Source organism: Bacillus sp. FSL K6-2865, from assembly GCF_040311405.1.
GTDB lineage: Bacteria > Bacillota > Bacilli > Bacillales > Bacillaceae > Bacillus > Bacillus velezensis.
Window position 1 is genome coordinate 1,300,670 of record NZ_CP152036.1, and the last position, 21,090, is coordinate 1,321,759.

Annotated in this window: 20 protein-coding genes and 3 riboswitches; of the genes, 10 read left to right on the forward strand and 10 right to left on the reverse strand. The window is 46.1% G+C overall.

The window, feature by feature from the left end; translation table 11 throughout:
- The first annotated feature begins 1 nt into the window (after position 1).
- Positions 2–1,129 carry a glycosyltransferase gene (locus NYE42_RS06665; RefSeq protein ID WP_352426841.1) on the forward strand — a complete coding sequence of 376 codons (1,128 nt, stop codon included), beginning with the start codon at positions 2–4 and terminating at the stop codon, positions 1,127–1,129.
- A gap of 19 nt (positions 1,130–1,148) precedes the next feature.
- Here the strand turns inward: NYE42_RS06665 and NYE42_RS06670 are convergent, their stop codons facing one another.
- Both NYE42_RS06670 and NYE42_RS06675 read right to left on the reverse strand, forming a co-directional pair.
- Positions 1,149–2,138 (reverse strand): collagen-like protein, encoded by a 990-nt coding sequence (locus NYE42_RS06670; protein ID WP_352426842.1) that lies wholly within the window; start codon positions 2,136–2,138, stop codon positions 1,149–1,151.
- Between the two features lie 271 nt (positions 2,139–2,409).
- Positions 2,410–3,594, reverse strand: coding sequence for an MFS transporter (locus NYE42_RS06675; RefSeq protein WP_106080315.1), 1,185 nt, complete (start codon positions 3,592–3,594; stop codon positions 2,410–2,412).
- A gap of 81 nt (positions 3,595–3,675) precedes the next feature.
- Between NYE42_RS06675 and yeiL the strand changes: the two genes are divergently transcribed.
- Positions 3,676–4,347, forward strand: a complete 672-nt coding sequence (yeiL, locus tag NYE42_RS06680; protein ID WP_042635136.1) for a transcriptional regulator YeiL — start codon at positions 3,676–3,678, stop codon at positions 4,345–4,347.
- Positions 4,348–4,395: 48 nt separating this feature from the next.
- Here the strand turns inward: yeiL and metE are convergent, their stop codons facing one another.
- Together metE and NYE42_RS06690 are read right to left on the reverse strand one after the other, a co-directional pair.
- Complete coding sequence (metE, locus tag NYE42_RS06685; RefSeq protein ID WP_352426843.1) at positions 4,396–6,684, reverse strand: 5-methyltetrahydropteroyltriglutamate--homocysteine S-methyltransferase; 2,289 nt, start codon at positions 6,682–6,684, stop codon at positions 4,396–4,398.
- Between the two features lie 83 nt (positions 6,685–6,767).
- Positions 6,768–6,922: riboswitch (SAM riboswitch) on the reverse strand.
- A gap of 139 nt (positions 6,923–7,061) precedes the next feature.
- Complete coding sequence (locus NYE42_RS06690) at positions 7,062–8,021, reverse strand: S8 family peptidase (protein WP_007407222.1); 960 nt, start codon at positions 8,019–8,021, stop codon at positions 7,062–7,064.
- Between the two features lie 219 nt (positions 8,022–8,240).
- On the opposite strand from NYE42_RS06690, the gene NYE42_RS06695 reads away from it, so the two are divergent.
- Entirely contained in the window at positions 8,241–9,074 is an 834-nt protein-coding gene (locus NYE42_RS06695) for an STAS domain-containing protein (RefSeq protein ID WP_352426844.1), read from the forward strand.
- Positions 9,075–9,119: 45 nt separating this feature from the next.
- On the opposite strand, the gene NYE42_RS06700 is transcribed toward NYE42_RS06695, so the two are convergent.
- The 3 genes from NYE42_RS06700 to NYE42_RS06710 are packed head-to-tail and all read right to left on the reverse strand — an operon-like array spanning position 9,120 to position 12,079.
- Positions 9,120–9,881, reverse strand: coding sequence for an energy-coupling factor transporter transmembrane component T (locus NYE42_RS06700; RefSeq protein WP_007407220.1), 762 nt, complete (start codon positions 9,879–9,881; stop codon positions 9,120–9,122).
- Entirely contained in the window at positions 9,856–11,493 is a 1,638-nt protein-coding gene (locus NYE42_RS06705) for an ABC transporter ATP-binding protein (RefSeq protein WP_085341929.1), read from the reverse strand. The genes NYE42_RS06700 and NYE42_RS06705 overlap by 26 nt, the downstream gene beginning before the upstream one ends.
- Positions 11,480–12,079, reverse strand: coding sequence for an ECF transporter S component (locus NYE42_RS06710; RefSeq protein ID WP_007407218.1), 600 nt, complete (start codon positions 12,077–12,079; stop codon positions 11,480–11,482). Before NYE42_RS06710 ends, NYE42_RS06705 begins: the two co-directional genes overlap by 14 nt.
- Before the next feature lie 179 nt (positions 12,080–12,258).
- Positions 12,259–12,372: riboswitch (TPP riboswitch) on the reverse strand.
- Positions 12,373–12,520: 148 nt separating this feature from the next.
- Between NYE42_RS06710 and NYE42_RS06715 the strand changes: the two genes are divergently transcribed.
- From NYE42_RS06715 to mgtE, 3 genes are all read left to right on the forward strand, one after another.
- Positions 12,521–13,783, forward strand: coding sequence for a glycoside hydrolase family 18 protein (locus NYE42_RS06715; protein WP_352426845.1), 1,263 nt, complete (start codon positions 12,521–12,523; stop codon positions 13,781–13,783).
- A gap of 88 nt (positions 13,784–13,871) precedes the next feature.
- On the forward strand, positions 13,872–14,009 hold the full coding sequence (locus NYE42_RS06720) for a transcriptional regulator SplA domain-containing protein (protein WP_003154740.1): 138 nt from the start codon (positions 13,872–13,874) through the stop codon (positions 14,007–14,009).
- Positions 14,010–14,115: 106 nt separating this feature from the next.
- Positions 14,116–14,281, forward strand: a riboswitch (M-box (ykoK) riboswitch).
- A 234-nt stretch (positions 14,282–14,515) separates the two neighbouring features.
- Complete coding sequence (gene mgtE, locus NYE42_RS06725) at positions 14,516–15,871, forward strand: magnesium transporter (protein WP_012117400.1); 1,356 nt, start codon at positions 14,516–14,518, stop codon at positions 15,869–15,871.
- A 35-nt stretch (positions 15,872–15,906) separates the two neighbouring features.
- Here the strand turns inward: mgtE and tnrA are convergent, their stop codons facing one another.
- On the reverse strand, positions 15,907–16,239 hold the full coding sequence (gene tnrA / locus NYE42_RS06730; protein WP_003154734.1) for a MerR family transcriptional regulator TnrA: 333 nt from the start codon (positions 16,237–16,239) through the stop codon (positions 15,907–15,909).
- A 194-nt stretch (positions 16,240–16,433) separates the two neighbouring features.
- Between tnrA and NYE42_RS06735 the strand changes: the two genes are divergently transcribed.
- From NYE42_RS06735 to NYE42_RS06750, 4 genes are all read left to right on the forward strand, one after another.
- A complete protein-coding gene (locus tag NYE42_RS06735) occupies positions 16,434–16,589 on the forward strand; it encodes a hypothetical protein (RefSeq protein ID WP_003154733.1) in 156 nt (51 codons plus the stop codon).
- A gap of 89 nt (positions 16,590–16,678) precedes the next feature.
- Complete coding sequence (locus NYE42_RS06740; protein WP_003154731.1) at positions 16,679–16,861, forward strand: Fur-regulated basic protein FbpA; 183 nt, start codon at positions 16,679–16,681, stop codon at positions 16,859–16,861.
- 142 nt (positions 16,862–17,003) lie between these two features.
- Positions 17,004–17,468: a MarR family transcriptional regulator gene (locus tag NYE42_RS06745; RefSeq protein WP_007610911.1), complete on the forward strand. Its 465-nt coding sequence runs from the start codon at positions 17,004–17,006 to the stop codon at positions 17,466–17,468.
- A gap of 179 nt (positions 17,469–17,647) precedes the next feature.
- Positions 17,648–18,202 (forward strand): hypothetical protein, encoded by a 555-nt coding sequence (locus NYE42_RS06750; RefSeq protein ID WP_015417328.1) that lies wholly within the window; start codon positions 17,648–17,650, stop codon positions 18,200–18,202.
- A gap of 9 nt (positions 18,203–18,211) precedes the next feature.
- Here NYE42_RS06750 and NYE42_RS06755 read toward each other — a convergent pair whose 3' ends face one another.
- Positions 18,212–20,047: a DNA ligase D gene (locus tag NYE42_RS06755; protein WP_342497313.1), complete on the reverse strand. Its 1,836-nt coding sequence runs from the start codon at positions 20,045–20,047 to the stop codon at positions 18,212–18,214.
- Positions 20,048–20,049: 2 nt separating this feature from the next.
- Complete coding sequence (locus tag NYE42_RS06760) at positions 20,050–20,931, reverse strand: Ku protein (RefSeq protein WP_007610913.1); 882 nt, start codon at positions 20,929–20,931, stop codon at positions 20,050–20,052.
- Positions 20,932–21,090 lie beyond the last annotated feature (159 nt).

The following is a 21,090-nucleotide window of genomic DNA, read 5'->3' on the forward strand; positions in this document are numbered from 1 at the left end:
AATGAGCGGAAATGCTGAATGTAAACTGACTCTTTGCATGATTGTGAAAAACGAGGAGAGATACATCTCCCGTTGTTTATCAAGTGTACAAGACATCGTTGATGAGATCGTCATCGCAGACACCGGATCACAAGATAATACAAAAGATATATGCAAAAGCTTTCAGGCAAGAGTGTTTGATTTCGAATGGGAGAATGATTTCGCAAAGGCCAGAAATTACGCCCTGCAGCATGCCGAAGGAGATTGGATTTTAGTGCTTGACGCGGATGAAGAGCTCGATCAGGAGACGGGCCGCTTTTTAACTTCGCTGCTTCATGACGGATTACCGAGCCGGGGCCTTTTGAAAATCATCAATTATACGGGGAAGCAGCTCGATGAAAACGAAGCGTTTGAAAGTATGCAGCCGAGACTGTTCCGCAATCATAAAGGCCTTCTGTATCAAGGCAGAATTCACGAGAATATCTCGGCTTCCAATGAGGAAGAAAACAATGATTTTTTCACGCTCCCATGTGTGATTCATCACTACGGCTACTTGGAGCAGGAAGAAAAGATCAAGCAAAAACATAAACGGAATATCAGCATTTTAAATGAAGAGCTTTCAGAGGAAAATCCTGATCCGTGGCTTGTCTATCATTTGGCAAGTGAATGCTACAGAATCAAAGACTATGAAAAAGCATTACATCTTGTCAACGGCTCAATTTTTCAATTTTTAAGCGAAAAACGAATGCCTCCGTCTCTCCTGTATTATTTGAAATATACAATATTGCTTGAGCTCAAACGGTATGAAGAAGCCGAACAAGGGATTGAAAAAGTGCTCAAGCTATATCCTGATTACAGCAATCTTCATTATTATAAAGGCCTTGTATTATATCATTTGGAAAAGTACAGAGCGGCAATCAAAGCATTTGATAACGGAACGCAGGTTGAAGGAGAAAACGCTGATCACTTCATTTTAAAAGGTGCCGCCGATTTCAGAGCATTTTATTATATGGCGAAATGCCATGCTGCATTAAACCATGATATGACGGCCATCGCTTACGCCAAAAAATCCGTGAAGTTCAATCCTCAATTTAAACCCGCGAAAGAACTTCTGTCTCAATTAAAAAAGGATCAGCGGACAAACGCCTGATCCTTTTTTGCATGTTCCATTAAGATAATCGAATAATGTTTAAAGCTGCACCGACGCTTCCTCCAAGCAATGTGGCCGCACCCAATAATCCGAACAGCTGAAGCTGGATGGTGCTGCCTGCTGGCAAAGTCACAATAAAGGAGTTATTAAAGTTTGCCAAAGACGCGACCGGGGCGATAATCGAACTTGCAGGAGGAGTGCCGTTGATTAAAATACGCGAACTTACAAGCAAGCCGGCCGTTAAATTAATATGGTAGGAAATATAGTACCGTCCCGCCGGAGCAACGGTAAATATGGTATTTGCGGCATTAGCCGTAATATCTGCCGAAAGGTTTTGTTCATTCGGTAAGGAAATGGTCGTGCCGCCGACAATAACTGCGACAACACCGCCGCCCGTATTGCTCGCATAGCCGGAAGTTGCTGTCAGACTTGTTCCGGTGCTTCCGGTCGGCCCGGTACCGCCAGTAGCGCCGGTGATTCCCGCCGCAGCTAAAAGTGTATAGTCAGCTGAGGCTCCAGGGGTTCCCGCCGGGCTGTTTACGTTGGCGACGTAAGAGCTTCCGTTATACAAGACAACCTGTCCGGTTGTGTAAGTGGGGGCAATCAGCGGATTAAAAGCAACAATCCCTTGAAGACCCGCACCGGTGACCCCCGTCGGTCCGATTGCTCCCGTCGGTCCCGTCGGCCCCGTAGCACCAGTCGGTCCCGCCAGTGTAGGGATATTTGAGATACTGTCCAATTTTGAACCGAGAAGAAGCTCCTGTTTCATTAAGCTGTCAAGCGTATCCCGGACGCTCTCATTCAGGTTAAGAATATCCGCAAGACTTGACGGGGGCCCTGTTAATCCGGGAATCGCTCCGAGCGCGTATTGGATTTTTTCACCTTCCGCATTCAGAATATGTGCCATTCCCAGCTCTTCCATAGCAATTGACGAAAGAAGAAGGTTAATGGTATCGTCTCTGGAAAGTGTAACGACAGGGGTGATATTGGGCAAATTAGGCTGTGACACAATGTCCCTCCTTATGAGTTGGTTGAAAATCATTTTATTACGAACAAAGTTCCCCGAAATGAGCGTAAGCAGTACTGTATCAGTATATTCACGGATTCTGTCCAAGTTTCTGAATGGATTCCCTTTATAAACCAATTGAGCGGGTTATACCGCTGTTTTTGATTTCATCATATATGAAGGAAATACTTTAAATATAGAGAAAATACATCGCACAGCATTCGCAAATCGGTCAAAATGACAGCGGGACATGTGATCGTCTATAAAGCGATGGCTATATATCTTGTGCGTTTCCTGCAAAAACTCTCTTTTTCATTTCAAGTTTTCTGTATAAAAGGGCGAGAAGCATGGATGGGATCGTACAAACAATCATTCCGATAAAGGCATACCGGGGTTCAATTTCATATAAAAAACCTCCGAAAATAGTAAATACCGCAGTGCTCCAGCTGAGAGCAAGCGCTGAATATATGCCTTGGGCTTTCGGGATTTGCGCGGGTGAAATATTTTTAATTAAGTATTTCATAAATGCATAGTGTCCCATCGCGAATGAACAGGCATGCAGCGTCTGCGCAATACAGAAAATGATGACATGCGGAAATGCAAATACGAGTATCCAGCGTACGGTAGCACCAAGCGCCGCCAAGGCGAGCAAAGAGCCTGCCGTAAATTGATGAAAGTATCGGTCAGCGATTGCAAAGAAGATAATCTCCGCGATAACGGCGATGTTGATAATGATTCCGATGGCATAAGCGGGGGCATCGATTTCCTGCAAAAAGAGATAACCGTAATTGTAATAAGACGCGTGTGCCGCCTGCAGTAAGATAACGATTGCGAGCACCAGACCGAAATATTTGATGCGGAATAAAGCAAACATGCCCTCTTTTCTTGCGCGGTCTGTTTCCGGCCGTTTTGAAAGAACAGCTGGCGCATGCATAAAGCTGAGGCATGCGAATATCAGGGTGCCCAAAAGCAGTGCCCATAAAATCGCTTGATCTCCGAATATACCTGTAAAGACGGACAGGATGACGCCGGCTGAAACAAAACCCGCGGACCCCCACTGTCGGCTTGTCCCATAGGCCTTTAATTCGTTATGCTGTACAAGGACGCCGCAAGCGCTGTCTAAAGCAGGCATTAAAGCAGGGTAAAACACATGCAGCACTAATGTGACAAGAAGCAGGCTTTGAAAAGAATCAGCGGGAATATAACATAAAAGTGCGAGAAGCGTCCCGGTTCTGGCGCCGTTTAATAAGGCTTTGCTGCTGAATTTTCCTGATAAATAAGGGAAGAAAAATAATGTGGAAATCCCTCTTGCCGCCAAGCCCAGGCTCATAATGAAACTGGCTTCGGATACGGAAACCCCTTTTATATGCACCATCCATCCCGTCCAATAGGGCAGAAAAACACCCCATGTCATAAAAAAACTAAAAAAATGCAGACTCATCCAGCGATATGCTTTCATTCCCGTTCCTCCTTTAATTGGCATGTTATCATGTAAAGACATAAAGACAATATGAGATATCTCATATTTTTGGGGTGGACGATGGAAATTTATAAAGGCGAGAAAAAGCGGCATCAGTTAAAAAAACACTCAATCGCGCATTTATTCTCTTTCCCCGCTGAAGAGTTTATGGAAGTGCGCGAATATGAGCGGGACGAATGGATTATTCAAGAGGGCAGGAGGCCTGACTTCCTGTTTTACGTGCTTGAAGGAAAAGCGAAAATATATGTAACCCACCAAAACGGGAAAGTTTCTTTAATTAATTTTATCAACAAAGATGATTACATCGGAGAGATGGAACTATTACATGAAGTGTATTACACAAAAGGAATTCAAGCCTCAACGAAGACTGTTTGTTTTGCTCTGCCTATTTACCGCTGCCGCGCGCAATTGCTGCAGGATGCGAAATTCCTGCGTGAATTGGCTAAGTTTTTAAGTGCTAAGGCAACGCTTATGGCTTCGAAATATTCACAAAGTCTGGCGTTCCCGCTTGAAAACCGGCTGGCCGATTTTATTTTGCAGACGGCTTATAAAGGGGGTTATAAAGAGAAGCACGTAACGGTCTGTGATTATTTGGGTGTATCTTACCGTCATCTCTTGCATGTGCTGACGCAATTCTGCCAAAAAGGGTATTTGCAAAAAGAAGGGCGGGGCTATCAAATTAAGCAGCATGATTCACTAAGTGAACTTGCGAAGGCGCTGAAGAATAAGTAGCACGCCCAGAAAAAACAGCCACCCGTAAGTTACGGATGGCTGTTTTCATTATACAAGCTGAGCTTGTTTTTTTCGTGCCTGTTTCGCGGCGTCGACCATATTTTTTAATGCAGCAACGGTTTCTTCCTGCTGTCTTGTTTTCAGTCCGCAGTCCGGGTTTACCCAGAAGCGGTCAGTCGGACACACTTCAAGCGCGTCATCAATAATTTGATAGATTTCTTCAGTTGCCGGCACACGCGGGCTGTGAATGTCGTATACACCGAGTCCGAGGCCTTTCACGTAAGGATGTTCTTTCAAGTATTCTAAAAATCCTCCGTGGCTTCTGCTGTGTTCGATTGTAATGACATCCGCGTCAAGATCATTAATCGTATCTACGATATCTTCAAAGTTGCTGTAACACATATGCGTATGAATTTGCGTCTCATTTTGCACAGAAGACGTCGTTAACCGGAATGCTTCTGCGGCCCAAGTTAGATATTCATCCCAATCCTGCGTTTTTAACGGCAGTCCTTCGCGGAGCGCGGGTTCATCCACTTGGATAATCTGAATACCGGCATCTTCGAGCGCTTTTACTTCTTTTCTAAGGGCAAGCCCGATCTGGAAGGCGATTTCTTTTCTTGAAATATCCACACGCGGGAATGACCAGTTTAAGATGGTGACAGGTCCCGTCAGCATGCCTTTCATGTGTTTTTCCGTCAGCGATTGGGCGTAGACCGTATCTTTTACCGTCATCGGTTCGATAAATTCGACATCTCCGAAAATGACAGGCGGACGTACGCAGCGTGAACCGTAAGACTGCACCCATGCATATTTCGTAAAGGCGAATCCGGCCAGTTTTTCACCGAAGTATTCGACCATGTCCGTCCGCTCGAATTCTCCGTGAACGAGCACGTCTAAGCCGATTTCTTCCTGAATGTCAACCCAGCGCTTCGTTTCCGCATTAATAAAGGCTTGGTACTGTTCATCCGTCCAATCTTTTTTCCGCCATTTTTGCCGTGCGCTCCGCACCTCTGCAGATTGAGGGAAGCTTCCGATTGTCGTCGTCGGCAGAAGGGGAAGACCGAGTGATTCATTCTGCAGCGCCAATCGTTCTTCAAAGCTTGCCGGACGGGAGAAATCTTTTTCCGTCAGCTGATTCAGCTCTTCTTTTTGAGCTGAGTTCGCTCCTGTTGCGAATGCTTTTAAAGCCTTAAGTGCCGCTTTTGATTCTTCGATCTGCTCACTGACGGCCGCTTTGCCGGACAGAAGCCCTTCTTTTAAGACGCCGAGTTCCGCCAGTTTTTCTTTAGCGTATGACAGGCCGTTCAGCAAATCCTTTTCAAGATGCTCGTCAGGGTGTTTCGCCACCGGCACGTGCAGAAGGCTGCTTGAAGGCTGAATCCATAACTCCTCAACATCAGCGTGGCTGAGGATATCCAGAGCCGCGTCCAGGCGTTCTTCAACATCGATTTTCCAAATGTTGCGTCCGTCGACCACACCGGCTGCCAGCACTTTATCTTTCGGGAAGCCGTGCTTTTTCAGCTGCTCAAGGTTTCTGCCTTTATCATGCACGAAGTCAAGCCCGATTCCCTGTACGGGATAAGAAACGAGTTCTTCATATGCATCAACCGAATCAAAGTATGTCTGCAGGAGGACATTCAGTCCTGAAAGCTCTTTTGTGATCGCTTCATAGAGTTCTTTTGCGGCACGGACGTCTTCAGAAGAAGCTGTCACAAGGGCCGGCTCATCGATCTGAACCCATTTTACGCCTTCAGCTTCAAGTTCTTTCAGCAGCTGCACATAAAGAGGAACAAGGCGTTTTTGAATCGCTTTCGCTTCTGATTCTTCGTATCCTTTCGCAAGTGTGACGAATGTGTACGGACCGACGATGACAGGTTTTGTTTCCGCTCCGAATTCTTCTTTGATCCGGCGGTAGTCGTCAAGCTGTTTGTTTCTCGTCAGACGGAATTCAATGCTTTCGTCATATTCAGGAACGATGTAATGGTAGTTGGTATTAAACCATTTCGTCATTTCACTGGAAACGGCGTCTTTTACACCGCGGGCAATCGCAAAGTATGTATCAACGGGATCCGTGATGCTGCGGAATCTTTCCGGAATCCAGTTAAAGCTGACGGCTGTATCAAGCACATGGTCATAATGGGTGAAATCAGAGACCGGCACGATATCGATATGTTGGTCAAGCTGTGTTTTGACAGCTGATAAGAATAAACCGTCAAGCTCTTTAAGAAACGTTTCTTTATCAGTTTTACCTTTCCAATAAGCCTCAAGCGCTTTTTTCCATTCTCTGTTCAAGCCGATTCTCGGAAAACCGAGGTTCGAAGTTTTGATTGTTGTCATTAAGTTTCCTCCTTTAAGTGAGATGTAACAAAAAAGCCTCTTTCTCATGAGAGAAAGAGGCTTTAACTTCAAAATGCAAGCCTCTCTTATCTCTCAGATCACGTCTGATGGAATTAGCACCGTGCCTTATGAGACAGTCGTCTCGGCGCAAAAATCACGCGCCCCATTTCACAATGGAATTACGGTCGGTTGCTGTTGGGGTCAAAAGGCCAATCCCTCGCCCAACTCTCGATAAGAGAAAATATTTCAATTTTTTTGAAAAGTTACATCATTTGTTGGTTATCTTATCAGTTTATTCAGATCACTGTCAATAGAAAATCTCACATTTTAAAAATTGGTGATGTGACAAGCTGATCAATCATTATATGAGAAAAATATCAGAAAGACAGCAGCTGTGCCTGTTCGGCTCTTTCCATCAGCACTTCAGGCGCGTCTAAATACAGGAATCCGTTCCCGGCCAATGTTTTGGCGATGTCCAAAGGAAGGGTCCGCCGCACGAGCTGGGCGTAGACTTCAGCCTCAGAAAGCGTCCGCTGAAACGCGTCCTGTTCAAGCCCTTTTATTAAGGCAAGCGCTCCGCTCACATGCGGGGCGGCCATTGAAGTGCCCGTCAGTTTCCCGTATTTATGGTTGGGAAGGGTGGAGAGAATATTTTCTCCCGGAGCCACCAGGTCAATCTCTTTATTGGCGTTTGAAAATTCAGACGATTTACGGGCGATTGAGACTGATCCGACTGCGATCACCTCGTTGTAAGCGGCTGGATACGACAGTTCCTCTGTACGTTCGTCTCCGTCGCCTTCGTTTCCTGCCGCGCAAACGACCAGAACACCGCTTTTTACCGCATTTGTGACGGCTTCTTTCAATTCAGGCACATCGCTTGGCCCGCCGAGTGACATGGAAATAATATCGGCCTTTTGTTCAACGGCGTAGTTGATGCCGTTAATGATCCATTCGTATTTGCCGCTGCCGTTTTGACCGCCGAGAACTTTAACGATTAAAAGGCTTGCTTCCGGCGCGACACCCGAAATTCCGCCGTTTGAATCATTGGCGGCAATCGTTCCGGAAACGTGTGTCCCGTGTCCGTTATAATCGGAAATCGCGTCTTCTTTGCCTCCGTCATCATCGGTGAAGTTTTTCCCGCCGACAATCCGGTCTTTCAAATCAGGATGATTGATGTCGCAGCCTGTGTCAAGCACCGCGATTTTAATATCCTTGCCTTTAAACCCTTTTGCCCACAACTCTGGCGCCTTAATCACTTTAATCCCCTCTGGAAGCTCGTTCACCTCCATGATCTGTTCATCCGTGACATAAGGAATCAAATGCATTTCACCATTCATAAAAAAGCCCTCCTTTTTTATGCTTGCGAGTGGATACAAGGGTGTTGCTACTATTTTATGGCAGAGCATGCCGGCCGGAAAGAGTCATTTGAAGCATTTTCATAAAAAAGGCGTAATCTATCGCACTAAAAAATTTCAAATAAATGGATAGTTTAACAGCTTTTATTTTCATTCATGATCCGCTGACGGTATAATTGGAAATGGGAAAGGAGAAGAGATATGAAGATAAGTGAAGCATTATACAACTATTTTTCAGAACAAGTGGATCAAATTGCGAAAGAGTGGATCGAAACGATGGAAGATTCGGATCCGAATTCGATTTATTCTTTGACAAATCCCGTCATCACAGAAGAACTGACGGAGCAGGATAAAGAATTTTACCGGCATATTAATAAAATGTATATCATGCCGGAAAAAGAATTTTTAGAAGAGTTCGAGCGGTGGGTGATTGAGCTTGCGAAAGACCAGAAGCATCTGGATACTCCCGTACAGTATGTGGTCCGTGAATTCATGAGAAACCGGAGACTATACATCAGTTATTATGATGCGTTTGCCGATAAACATGAATCTTCGTTTGCACAGGGAGAAAGGAAGAAATGGGAGAATTTAATTGTACAAGTATTTGATTTTACGATTTACACGTTTGTCGATCATGCCGAGCATAACTCAAAAATGCAGCTGAATGCGCAAAGAGAAATGATTTTGGAGTTAAGCTCGCCGGTTATCACGCTGAGCAAACGGACGGCGCTGCTGCCGCTTGTCGGCGATATTGACACGGAGCGCGCCAAATTCATTCTTGAAAATACGCTGAGCACATGTGCAAAACGGCTGATTGAACATCTGTTAATTGACCTGTCGGGTGTAGTGGTTGTCGATACGATGGTGGCGCATCAGATTTTTAAATTAGTTGAGGCGCTGAAATTGATCGGCGTCACGTCCACTTTATCCGGAATCAGGCCGGAAATCGCTCAAACCGCCGTACAGCTCGGCATTAATTTCTCAGATATTACGATCAAGTCCAATCTCGCTCAGGCTCTCAATTATCATCAATAACATACATAACAAAACAGGCTGCCGAATCACTCCGGCGGCCTGTTTTTATACAAACAACAATGAAATGAGCCAGCTTGCGCCGAATAACAGAAGCACGAGCAGGAAAAAGCACCAGTCGGCGCGGCGCACGGTAACAGTTCTGTAAAACGTGCGGTTTCGGCTCCCCGTAAAGCCTTTAGATTCCATCGCGATCGCCGTGCGTTCCGCCTTTCTGATTGCGCCTGCCAATAGCGGAATGGTGAAGCGCCTGAAGGCGGAGAGCTTTCCTTTCAGCCCGGAATCAGACCCCGCGCCCCTGATTCTGTGCGCCTGCCGGATGATCAGGATTTCATCTTTCAGAAGAGGGAGAAACCGGAACCCCGCGATAACGCCGTATGCAAGCTTGGGCGGCAGCTTACACTGCTGAATCAGACTGAGCATGAACAGAATCGGATCGGTTGTGAAAAGAAACATCATCGACAAAGCGGAAAAACATAAAATACGAAACGCGATAGAAATCCCGAGCGCCGCGTTATCACTGTTGACGGCAATCGGCCCGAGCTTAAACAGCAGGTTGCTTCCGGTTGTCGGGACGTTTCCGAATACGGCGGCTGTCCATAAAGAACCGAAGGCCAGAATGACAAACGGAATCGTGAACAGCAGCCATTTTTTCAGCGGCACACGCCCCGCCGAGAGGACGCCTCCCGCAATGATGATATAAAACAAAGCAGGGGTGTACGGATTATAAATAAACGACAGCATAATGACGCATAACAATACAGCCGCCGCCTTTATTGACGGGTTAACAGCCTCCAGCCGCAAGTTCATTTCTCCGCCTCCTGTCGTGTTTCATCCATTCATACCGCAGCGGTAAAGCCAAATGCGCCTGCTCGGCGATCCCGGTGTTATCAGAAAATAAAGCGTCGGGAGTTCCCCGGAATACCAGTTTCGTGCCGCAGAGCACAAGGATCGTGTCGGCATAATCTGAGACGAGTTCCATATCGTGTGTCACCATCAAAACAGCCGTTCCTTCCTTTTGAATCTCACGGAGCATTTGCATACACTCCCGCGCCGTTTTGGCATCCTGTCCGAAAGTCGGTTCATCAAGCATCAAAACGTTCACATTGTGCATAAGCATCGTTGCGACGCTGAGCCGGCGTTTTTGTCCTTGGCTTAAAGAAAACGGATGCTGTGAGGCATGGCGTCTCAGGCCGAATCGGGTTAACAGCTGAAGAGCTTTCTCCTTTGCGGCTCTGCTGCTTTCAAAACCGAACATCAGCTCTTGAATGACGGAATCTGTGACAAATTGGTGTTCAGGATTTTGGAAAACATATCCGATCAGCCGCCGCAGCTCTTTTTCAGAATAGGAATCAATCGGTCTGCCGTCTATTTTGATGTCTCCGCCCAGCGGACGGATGAGCTTGGCCGCGGCAGAAAGGAGCGTTGTTTTTCCTGTTCCGTTAGGGCCGGCAATCGCGGTGATTGAACCTTTTTTTACGGAAAAGCTCACATCCTGAAAAATGACGTCTGCCCCTCTTGAGAATGACAGCTCGTGAACGCTCAGCGCGTCTTCTGCCGAAAGCGCGGCGGGCCGGGGTTCGGGCAGAGACGGTACAGATTCTTGAAACAGCTTTTCTTTACACAATGTAAAAGGAATGCTGACGTGCTCCTGCAATGAGATCACACGCGGAATCGGAATGCCGAGCTGCATCAGCTCTTCAATCTTTGTTTCAAAGATAACGTCCGTCTCTCCGTCCATCACCTTCTGACCCGTTTCGTCAAGGACAATCGTCCTGTCCATCCACGGAGCCCAATGATCAAGCTGATGTTCGATAACGAGAAGGCCGAAGCCTTTTTTTGCTTGAAGATCTTTGATCAGCCGCACCAATTCACGTGCGGAATATGGATCAAGCTGTGCCGTCGGTTCGTCCAAAATAATGAGTTCAGGTTCCATCGCAATGATACAGGCGAGCGCCACTTTTTGTTTTGAACCGCCTGACAGCGAAGCGATCGTTCGCGTTTTCAGATGAGTGATCTCTAATTTTTCTAAAACGTCATCGATGATTGCGTCCATATCTTCTTTTGTATATTGCAAATTTTCCAGGCCGAAGGCGATTTCATCTTCAACCGTCAGCATGCAAAACTGCTGGTCCGGATCTTGAAACACGACGCCGATGGATCTGGCGGCGGGCTCTGTCAGATGTAAAAGAGGTGTTCCGTATAAAGAAACGGTTCCCGATTGAACCCCATCGCATGCTTCCGGGTACAGACCGTTTAAACAGAGAGCGAGCGAGCTTTTGCCGCATCCGCTCGGCCCGAGCAATAAAGCCCGCTCTCCTTTCCGGAGCTGAAAGGACACGTTTTGAAGAATCGGCTTTTCATCCTGATCATAAGAAAAGGTAAGACGGCCGGCCGATAGAAGGGGCTCAGATGCCTGCATCTTGGTTCACCTGTTTCTTTTTCTTCTTGAATTGTTTTCCGAGCGCCATGCCGTTCAGCACCCCTGTGTAAGCCAGCGCATCACTGATTGCTTTGCCGAGAAGGCCGGCAAGAAGCGCACCTGAGATCAGACGGATGAGAAGCATGACGGCTAATAAACCCGGATTCAAAACAGAGTATCCGGAAACGAACAAGTCATAAATGAAGCTCGTCACAGAAGACCCCATACCGGATAAAAGAAGCACGGGCAGGGTATACACCCGCCAGCGTGTCGCAAAAAAGACCGCTTCCGCACCGATTCCCTGTGCGATCCCGATCAGAATCACCATCGGTCCTGACGGATTTCCGAGTAAGCACTCCACAAAAGCGGCGATGATTTCAGAAACGAGAGCCGCTCCCGGTTTTTGAATAATGTACGCGGCAATTACCGAGACGATAAACCAGATACCGTAAATCGGTTCATAGCTCATCCGGCCGAAAAACCCTGCCGCTATATTGCTTGCATGAGTTGATACTAAATAAATGACAGCAAATACAACACTGATGACGGACATGACGACAATTTCTCTCATTTTCCAATTTTTCATTGTGATCTCCTGCTTTCTTATCGGATAGTCGTATGTATGAAAGAGATGATTTTACAGGCGGTTCATATTCAGTTTCATATTGCGGTGTCCTCCCCCGTTTTTTAATGAAAAATAAAAAACTGCATATCCGAGGGAATATGCAGCAGCAGAACGAAAACGCATGGGGAAAAACCCTGCGCTCCGGTCAATCTGCACTTCCCCACGCTGGTATTATCCAGATCGGGTTATAAGGGATCAAAACATGCCTGCCGCATGTTTTATCTCAGCCGATAACAGCACCCCTAGTGCGTTTCCTATACAGTTTTTTATGATGACATCATCATAGTTGATCATGTCTGATTTGTAAACAGCCTTTCTTCAAACAGAGTTTGGAATCGGACCGGATGATCATTCATAAAGATAAGTAGAGCCCTTTTGATCAAAAGGAAACGGAGGACATCTATGTTTGTTCATACAGTGCAGTCTGGTGACTCGTTATTTTCCATCAGCAGAAAGTACGGATACCCTGTTGACAGCATCAGAAGCGTCAATGGGCTTGAGGAAACGAATATCGTTCCGGGGCAGGCGCTTTTAATCCCTTTTAATGAATATACGGTTCAGCCGAATGATACGTATGCCGTTATCGCAGGTAAGGCTTATGTGCCGCAGATGCAGCTGATGCAGGCAAACCCGGATATTCCGCCGAACCGGCTGCGGGCGGGTATGAAAGTGAAGATCCCTGATATCTCTAACTATCTTGCGGGAACCCTGCAATTTTATGTCATTCGGACGCCTGAAGCGGATAGAGAGCTAATTAATGATTTTGCGCCGTATTCTTCGGCGATTTCTTTGTTTGAATATCATTTTGGCCCGAACGGAGATATCATTAACGATTTAAACGACAGAACCGCAATAGAAACCACATGGCAGAACAGAGTGCGCCCGCTTGCCGTCATTACGAATCTGACAGAAGGGGGATTCAGTCCGGAATTAGCCCATCAAGTGCTGCAAAATCCGACGGCAAGAACGAATCTCGTCAACAATATCGTCTCCTTAACCGTAAGAAAGGGATACGGCGGTGTAAATATTGATTTTGAACGGGTCAGAGAAGCTGACAGGGACCTCTTCACAGGATTTCTCCGGCAGTTAAAAACCCGGCTTTCAGAGCATCAGCTCGCGTTAACGATATCGGTTCCGGCGAAAACAAGTGATGCAGTGCCGTGGCTGAGGGGATATGATTACGGCGGAATCGGAGCCGTCGTCGATTATATGTTCATTATGGCGTACGACTGGCACCACGCCGGCAGTGAGCCGGGACCCGTGGCGCCTTTGACAGAGGTCAGGCAAACGATCAATTTTGCCATCAGCAGGGTGCCGAGAAGAAAAGTGATTCTCGGTGTTCCGCTATACGGGTATGATTGGGTGATTCCGTACCGTCCGGGAACGATCGGATCCGCCATCTCCAATCAGCGCGCCATGGAAACGGCCATGAAGCACCAATCAGTGATCCGTTATTCCCAGCAGGAGCGTTCCCCTTACTTCCGGTATACTGATGAAAATGGAAGAACGCATGAAGTGTGGTTTGAGGATGTGCGGAGCATGAGTGAAAAAATGGTTCTCGTTCGGGAGTTCGGACTGCAGGCGATCGGCGCGTGGCAATTAACGCTCGGTTTCAAACCGGGCCCGTGGCTGCTTAGGAACTTTTTCACGATCCGAAAAATATAGCTGCATGTCCCGCTCCGCAAGTGATTTTTTTTCCTATGATAACGGATCTTCTTTTGGACAATCTAAAATTGAACAGGAGGTCTGTCATATGAAGAAAAGGGAAGAGCAGTATATCAACGAGGCTGAGTATGTACCGCATCCGACAAAAGAAGGGGAGTATGCGCTCATGCTGCATGAATCCTATCATTTCCTTTCAGAAGAGGATGAAAGCGATTTGCCGGAATAAGGGCTTTATGCCTTTATTCCGTTTATTTTATAGGCATGTGCTGAAATCACAAATTTAAGGTTGACACATTCCTTTTTTTTCTGTAATCTCAGTGTGTCAATTCAAATAAGAACTTCGTTAGGTGAGGCTCCTGTATGGAGATACGCTGCTGCCCAAAAATGTCCAAAGACGCCAATGGGTCAACAGGAATCATCGACATAAGGTGATTCTTAACGCAGCTGGATGGCTGTCCTATGCCATACAGTGCTAAAGCTCTACGATTGGAGGCCCCGCACGTTTATTTGCCGTGCTTGTTTTCGCCTTCATATCAGAAGGTTTTTTTTATGCCTCAAAACGTACACGACTGAGCATGATAAGGAGGTGCGGAGTATGGATTCTCCCCATTCGAGTATGTCAGAAGAAGTACCCATATACAGCCAGATAACCAGTGACGACATGATGAGGAGACAAACCGCCGCACTTCCCTTGACGGACGGCGCGTCTCCGTAAAGGAGGTACGAGTCCCGATGGTCCAAAACATGACCTATGACGAACTCATATTACGCATTATCATTTTATTGCGGGACGGAAAAATAAAAGAATTCCGAAACATGATAGATGAGCTTCAGCCCTATGACATGGCATTTTTGTTTAAAGAAATGCCGGAAAAGCACCGGGCCCGCTATCTGTCATATATGACGGTTGATGACATCACCGACATGATCGGAGAGCTGGAGCGGGAATTTCAGCTTGCCGTTTTGCATAAAGTCGGTAAAACGAAAGCCACTCTCGCAATGAATAAAATGGATAACGACGATCTCGCCGCATTGCTGGAAGAGATGGATGAAGAACTGAAAGAACAGCTTTTATCCAGCATGGAGGCTGAGGAATCAAAGGCCGTGCAGCTTTTGATGAACTATCCGCAAGAATCGGCGGGACGGATGATGACGAACCGCTTCGTCTGGATTCCGCAGCATTATACAGTAAAAGATGCGGTTGTGAAGCTGAAAAGCTTTGCAGAAATCGCAGAATCAATAAATTATTTGTACGTAATTAATGACAGCAAGCAGCTTGTCGGAGTGCTCTCTTACAGAGATTTAATTCTCGGCGAGCCTGAGGATAAAGTGCAGGATCTCATGTTTACGCGTGTCATCTCGGCCGGGGTGCTCCAAGACCAGGAAGAAGTCGCCCGGCTGATCCAGCGGTATGACTTTTTAGCCATTCCCATCGTGGAAGAAAATCATGTGCTTGTCGGTATTGTCACTGTCGATGATATTATTGACGTCGTGATTAAAGAAGCCGATGAAGATTACGAAAAATTCGCAGCCTCCGGTAAGGCGATTACATTTGATACGAAAGCGTACGTTGCGGCGTACCGCCGTTTGCCGTGGCTCATTCTGCTTTTGTTTATCGGATTGATTTCCGGAAGCATTCTGAATTATTTTGAAGATACATTGCAAAAAGTCGTCGCCCTCGCGTTTTTCATGCCGATGATCGCGGGAACGACGGGTAATACAGGCACACAGTCACTCGCTGTCGTCATCAGAGGACTGGCTAAAGAAGAAATGAATAAAAAAACCATCTTTAAACTGATTTTCCGTGAATTAAGGACCGGTATCTACATCGGCATCGTCTGTGCGATCGCGATTACGATTGTCGCAACCGTCTGGCAGAAAGACTTAACGCTCGGTTTTGTCGTCGGTTCATCGCTGCTTGCAACGTTGATTATCGGTACGATGGCCGGAACGATCGTCCCTATTATTCTTCATAAACTGAACATTGACCCGGCGATTGCATCAGGACCGCTGATTACGACGCTGAACGATATTTTGTCCTTATTAATTTATTTCGGCATTGCAACTGCATTTCTTCATGCTTTATAAAAAAAGTCCGTCTCACAGGAGGCGGACTTTTTTGATCAGCGGTTTTTATACTTAAAATGAGCATTAAGCTGTCCTTCCAGCATTTTTTTGCGGAGCTGCGGGTCGTTTTTGAGAGCCTGTTCTTTTTTTCGCATGTCTTTTAAAATTTCAGCCGTCTGCACGCCGTCTTCCCGCTTGTTGGCAATATCCATCAGCCGCTCAACGTCCGCGAAGGAATACTTTCTCGTTCCCCGTGATGAACGCTGCGGGTAGATTAATTTCCGTTCTTCATAGTATCTGATCTGTCTGACTGACAATCCGGTTAATTCGCTTACAATGCCGATCGAGATTACTTTTTTATCTTTGTAAGATTGTTCGTCTGTCGTCATTTTTCCACCCCTGGATGTCTTTTACTCATATTATATAAGAAAAAAAGAGAAAAAACCTGACGCTTGTCAGGTTTTCTGACGCGGAATAGAAAATTTTAGAAAAAAAGCGGCAGAAAAATTGACAAGGTTAATGCATGGTCCTGTGCCCCCGTTTTATGCTTACTATACAGACACAATGAGGAGGAAGGATAGGAATGGAGAAAGAAAAAGCGGTTTCGCTGGCAAAAGAAATCATTGAATTAGATATGAAACGCGATGAAATGCTGGAGGCGTTCATGCAGCTTGCCGGGGAACACGCTTTTCCGCTGCTCAGAGCCGTCCAGAACGGACTTTACCGAAAAACATCATAATCTACAGAAGTTTTACAATGGCTTTATACGTCTTTGATATAAAAGCGTTATTCTGATCATAGAATAACGGAAAAACAAAGGAGGCCGCCATGAGTCGTTTGCTTCAAAATGCATTGGACAAAGAGAGAAACCATTATTCCAAAAAGCTTCTGCAGATCGGAGTCTATACGAAAGAAATACTCAATTCCATGACAATTACGGAGCTGAGAAAGGAATACGCGTATTTTTTTCGGAACATTCCCTATAAAGAACGGAACCCTTATACAAATTAAATGATGTATAAGGGTATTTTTTTATATAAAAAAGAAGGAATTCTGAAAAACGGCACGAATAGAATATAAAACAAAGATCGACTCTTATGAATTGTAAGGGTTTACATTATTTTTTTATAAAAATCTTAAATACGGGGTAGATATGATGAGATTATCATTTAACGAAGAAGAAGTGATGCGTTCGATGAATTTGTACAAAGTTTTTGCAAGGGCTTTCAAGAGTGTGTCTGAACACAGCATCCGCGACAGTAAAGAACACGGTTTTAATCCGACTGAATTTGCCGTTTTGGAGCTGCTCTATACGAGAGGACCGCAAAAGCTTCAGCAAATCGGGTCGCGTCTTTTGCTTGTCAGCGGGAATGTCACCTATGTCATCGACAAGCTTGAAAGAAACGGGTTTTTGGTCAGAGAACAAGACCCGAAGGACAAACGGTCTGTTTACGCCCATTTAACTGATAAAGGAAACGAGTATTTGGATAAAATTTATCCGATTCATTCATTGAGAATTGCGAGAGCGTTTTCAGGACTTATGCCTGAGGAACAGGAACAGCTGATAGCCTTACTGAAAAAAGCGGGAATTCACAGCCAGCATTTGCTTTTCCGTTAAAAGAAAGCGGATACAGACACTCTTCTTCACGAAGAGTGTTTTTTTTCTGTTCCGGACAGTAGAGCCTGAAGCGGTTTTTGCATAAGCTGATACAGGTCGGCATCATTATTTACCAATCATAATGTGACACGCCCCATGCCAAAATATGAGGGTGCTTTGATTATAAAGAAGGTGAACATGTGAGAAGCTGTCTGCTGTCTATATGGTACTTACTTGATCCGCTTTATTTCTTCTTTACCCGGCTGACGCTGATTGATAAACGGCAATCGAATGTATTCCGCGTCCGTTTGACTAGATATAAAGGAAAAGATGTCATCCTGAGCGACGGAACCAGAATTAAAAAAAACGACGTGTTAGTTAAGATTCATCTTCATAATGTCAAACTCCTGAAAGAGCTGCAGCCTATTGAAAGCGCGGTCAGAAGGGGGATTATGCTATATCAGAAGGTATATCAATCCATGCCTCATTTAGCGGATTATATTAACCAGCATAAACGGAAAGACGAGATTAAGGGAGTCGTCGGCATTACAATGCTTCATAAAGGAGCTGCGAGACTCGGTTTTGATGTGATAAAACCGTCCAGCGGCTGCTACAGGCTGTTTAAGAAAGCGGCCCATATTCCGATTTTATACTTTACTGCAAAACAGCTCACCCTCAAAAACATTCCTTACTCCTGCTATTTATTTATTTCCAAAGAAAAATTGATGTGCACGTATCAGACTGAAAAGAGCTGACAAAAAGCGTCAGCTCTTTCTCTTGATTTGCTCAAGCACGATTGAAAGCGGGCCGTCCTGCGGGTTCCGGTAAAAATCATAAAACGGATCTCCCTCTGTCCTGACGCGGTTCACTACTGTATCGATCGTATAATCATCAGGTGTTAAAGAGGAGTTGACTTCGCTCCAATAAAGGGGAGCCGCAACCGTTCCCAATTCGTTGCCCCGGGTCGAATAGGGGGCGATAATGGTTTTCCCTTCGGCATGCTGCAAATAATCTAGGTAGAGTCTGCCGTTTCGGTTTTTGATAAACCGCTCTGTCGTAAAAAGATCCGGCCGCGTCCTGACGCAATAATCGGCGATGAGCATTGTGAACGCACGGGTTTCTTCATAGGTGAATGCTTCCGGTGAAAGCGGGATGTAGAGCTGAATGCCTTTATTTCCGGAGAGCTTCGGGAATGACGTAATGCTGAATGAGTCAAACAGCTGTTTCAGCACATGCGCAGCCTCCACTGCCATAGGAAAATCATTCCTTGACGGAGGATCAAGATCAATGACAATCTCTGCGGGCCTTTCAGAATGCACTGTCTGAAACGGAACGTGAAATTCAAGCGCCAGCTGATTAGCCAGCCATAAAAGTGACGGTATGCTGCTGCATACGATGTGCTCGTGGCTCCCGTCAAACACGCTTGAGACAAAGTCCGGCGTGTAGTCCGGTTTGTTTTTTTGAAAAAAAGATTCGCCAAACGCGCCGTGCGGATAACGGATCACCGTGACGGCCCGATCTTTAAGAAAGGGCATAAGAAAATCGCTCATTTTCACCATATAACTAAGGAAATCTGCTTTCGTTTTTTCACGTTTTTTAAAAACAATCTTATCCAGGCTTGTGAACTGCAGCTTCGGCGGCAGCGTTTTAGAGTGAAGGATAAGCTGCTGATACGTGCATTCCGTCCAATCCATTTCAAACTGAAAAGACACAAAAGATACTTCACGCAGCGTGTCCTGCAATATGGTTAAATACTGAACGGTCATGCAGATAGAAGGCTCAAGTGTATACTCGCCGCTGTTTTGTTTTTTTCCGTGGGTCTCCATAATGGTTCTGACGGCGTTTTTTTCTTCCGCCTGCATGCCGTGGGAAACGGAAGCGATCGGGACGGCGGTGCCGTCTTTTAAAACAGAGGCCGTTACATACCCGTTCTTCGGATTAAACCCGGTTAATAGCACATGTGCCGTTTTCATATGTTTATACTTTTGCCAGTCGGGAGAGCGTTTATTTTCCGCCCAGCCGCTGGAAGCCCTTTTTGCTACGATACCTTCTCCGTCATGGCGGACGACCTTGTCCCAAAGCGCATCAAAGTCAGTGTGTTCCGGAATGTATTGAATCGCTTCTTCCGCTAAGTGATGAGGGCAGGCGGGAAGATTTGCTTCTTTAAGCAGTTTGGAAAGGGCGCGTTTCCGTTTCACATACGGTAATGAGACGGTGCCGGCGCCTTCCAGAACGAGGAGATCAAATGCCAGAAAGCGGCACGGCCGTCTATCAGCGGTGCTTTCAATTGCTTCCGTCCGTTTTAAACGTCCGCGGATTTGAAGATGCTCAAAGTCCGCTCTGTACGGATTGATTAAATAGACAAGCTCTCCGTCAAGCGTAATGGGGAACCTGTCTTTCATGTGCTGAAAACACCGGGCCGCAAAAGCCGTGATTTCCGGAAATTGATTCGTCAGCGTCTGTCCGTTTCTGCTGGTTAATGTAACGCCGCTTTCGTCTATGCGGAGAAGACAGCGGAATCCGTCATACTTTACCTCATAGCGCCACTCACTGCCTTCAGGCGGTACAGAGGTCAAAATCGGCTGCATCGTCAGCACCATGATTAAGACGTTCCGGCTTTTTGTCTGGTCGTTTTCTGCTTTTTGCCTCCGCCGCCTGCTGACGCGGCGTCTTTTGTCCGCGCCGGTGCAGCCTGTTCGCGATCCGGCCGCTTCGTCCGGTCAATGCTTGCCTGAAGCGCGCTGACAAGATCAATGACATCTTCGCGCGGGCCGGCAGCAGCCGGTGTCACGCCGGCTTCTTCATGTTCGAGCTTATCGTTAATTTTAGCGAGAAGGGCTTTCCGGTATGTGTCTTCGTATTGTTCCGGGTCAAACTCGGTTGTCAGCTCATTAATTAACGTAATCGCCGTCTGCAGCTCTTTTTCATTAACGGCTGTCTGCTCGGGAACGCCCGGCACATGTCCGGCATTTCTGACTTCATCCGGATAATGAATGGATTCCATCACGATGCAGTTGTCATACACGCGAAGAATCGCAAGCTGCTGTTTAGAGCGGATCGTAATGGAGGCAATCCCGATTTTACCCGTCGTCCTCAGCGCTTCCCGCAGAAGTGTATAGGCTTTTGTGCCGTTATCTCCCGGCCCAACATAATATGACCGGTTAAAATAAATCGGATCAATTTCCTGCAGCTGGACAAAGTCAACAATCTCAACCGCTTTTTCTTCATGTTCCTGTTTTACGTCTTTCAAGTCTTCGTCTGTCATAATGACGTATTTCCCTTTTACATACTCATAGCCTTTCACGATTTCATCAGGTTCCAGACTTTTTTCACATCCGGTGCAGATTTTTTCGTATTTAATCGGCGCATGGTCTTCTTTATGAAGACTGCGGAATTTTATATCTTTATCTTCAGTGGCCGCAAAGAGCTTGACCGGGATATTGACGAGGCCGAAACTGATCGAACCCTTCCACATCGTGTGCATGAATAAAAACTCCTTTTTGTCTTTATTGTGGATAAACGGGTCCGTTCCATGTGTAGCAACTTATGGGTGTTGCGGCGCTTCATTGAGCGGCTGTTCCATTTCCTCAGGCGGAAATGGTCGGCTGAAAAGGAAATGAATTCTTTATTTACAATCAGTGAA

Bases quoted from the DNA above. Each gene is read 5' to 3' on its own strand.
- NYE42_RS06665 (WP_352426841.1), top strand. From the start codon at position 2: ATGAGCGGAAATGCTGAATGTAAACTGACTCTTTGCATGATTGTGAAA.
- NYE42_RS06675 (WP_106080315.1), bottom strand. From the start codon at position 3,594: ATGAAAGCATATCGCTGGATGAGTCTGCATTTTTTTAGTTTTTTTATG.
- yeiL (WP_042635136.1), top strand. From the start codon at position 3,676: ATGGAAATTTATAAAGGCGAGAAAAAGCGGCATCAGTTAAAAAAACAC.
- metE (WP_352426843.1), bottom strand. From the start codon at position 6,684: ATGACAACAATCAAAACTTCGAACCTCGGTTTTCCGAGAATCGGCTTG.
- NYE42_RS06690 (WP_007407222.1), bottom strand. From the start codon at position 8,021: ATGAATGGTGAAATGCATTTGATTCCTTATGTCACGGATGAACAGATC.
- NYE42_RS06695 (WP_352426844.1), top strand. From the start codon at position 8,241: ATGAAGATAAGTGAAGCATTATACAACTATTTTTCAGAACAAGTGGAT.
- NYE42_RS06700 (WP_007407220.1), bottom strand. From the start codon at position 9,881: ATGAACTTGCGGCTGGAGGCTGTTAACCCGTCAATAAAGGCGGCGGCT.
- NYE42_RS06705 (WP_085341929.1), bottom strand. From the start codon at position 11,493: ATGCAGGCATCTGAGCCCCTTCTATCGGCCGGCCGTCTTACCTTTTCT.
- NYE42_RS06710 (WP_007407218.1), bottom strand. From the start codon at position 12,079: ATGAAAAATTGGAAAATGAGAGAAATTGTCGTCATGTCCGTCATCAGT.
- NYE42_RS06715 (WP_352426845.1), top strand. From the start codon at position 12,521: ATGTTTGTTCATACAGTGCAGTCTGGTGACTCGTTATTTTCCATCAGC.
- NYE42_RS06720 (WP_003154740.1), top strand. From the start codon at position 13,872: ATGAAGAAAAGGGAAGAGCAGTATATCAACGAGGCTGAGTATGTACCG.
- mgtE (WP_012117400.1), top strand. From the start codon at position 14,516: ATGGTCCAAAACATGACCTATGACGAACTCATATTACGCATTATCATT.
- tnrA (WP_003154734.1), bottom strand. From the start codon at position 16,239: ATGACGACAGACGAACAATCTTACAAAGATAAAAAAGTAATCTCGATC.
- NYE42_RS06735 (WP_003154733.1), top strand. From the start codon at position 16,434: ATGGAGAAAGAAAAAGCGGTTTCGCTGGCAAAAGAAATCATTGAATTA.
- NYE42_RS06740 (WP_003154731.1), top strand. From the start codon at position 16,679: ATGAGTCGTTTGCTTCAAAATGCATTGGACAAAGAGAGAAACCATTAT.
- NYE42_RS06745 (WP_007610911.1), top strand. From the start codon at position 17,004: ATGATGAGATTATCATTTAACGAAGAAGAAGTGATGCGTTCGATGAAT.
- NYE42_RS06755 (WP_342497313.1), bottom strand. From the start codon at position 20,047: ATGGTGCTGACGATGCAGCCGATTTTGACCTCTGTACCGCCTGAAGGC.
- NYE42_RS06760 (WP_007610913.1), bottom strand. From the start codon at position 20,931: ATGCACACGATGTGGAAGGGTTCGATCAGTTTCGGCCTCGTCAATATC.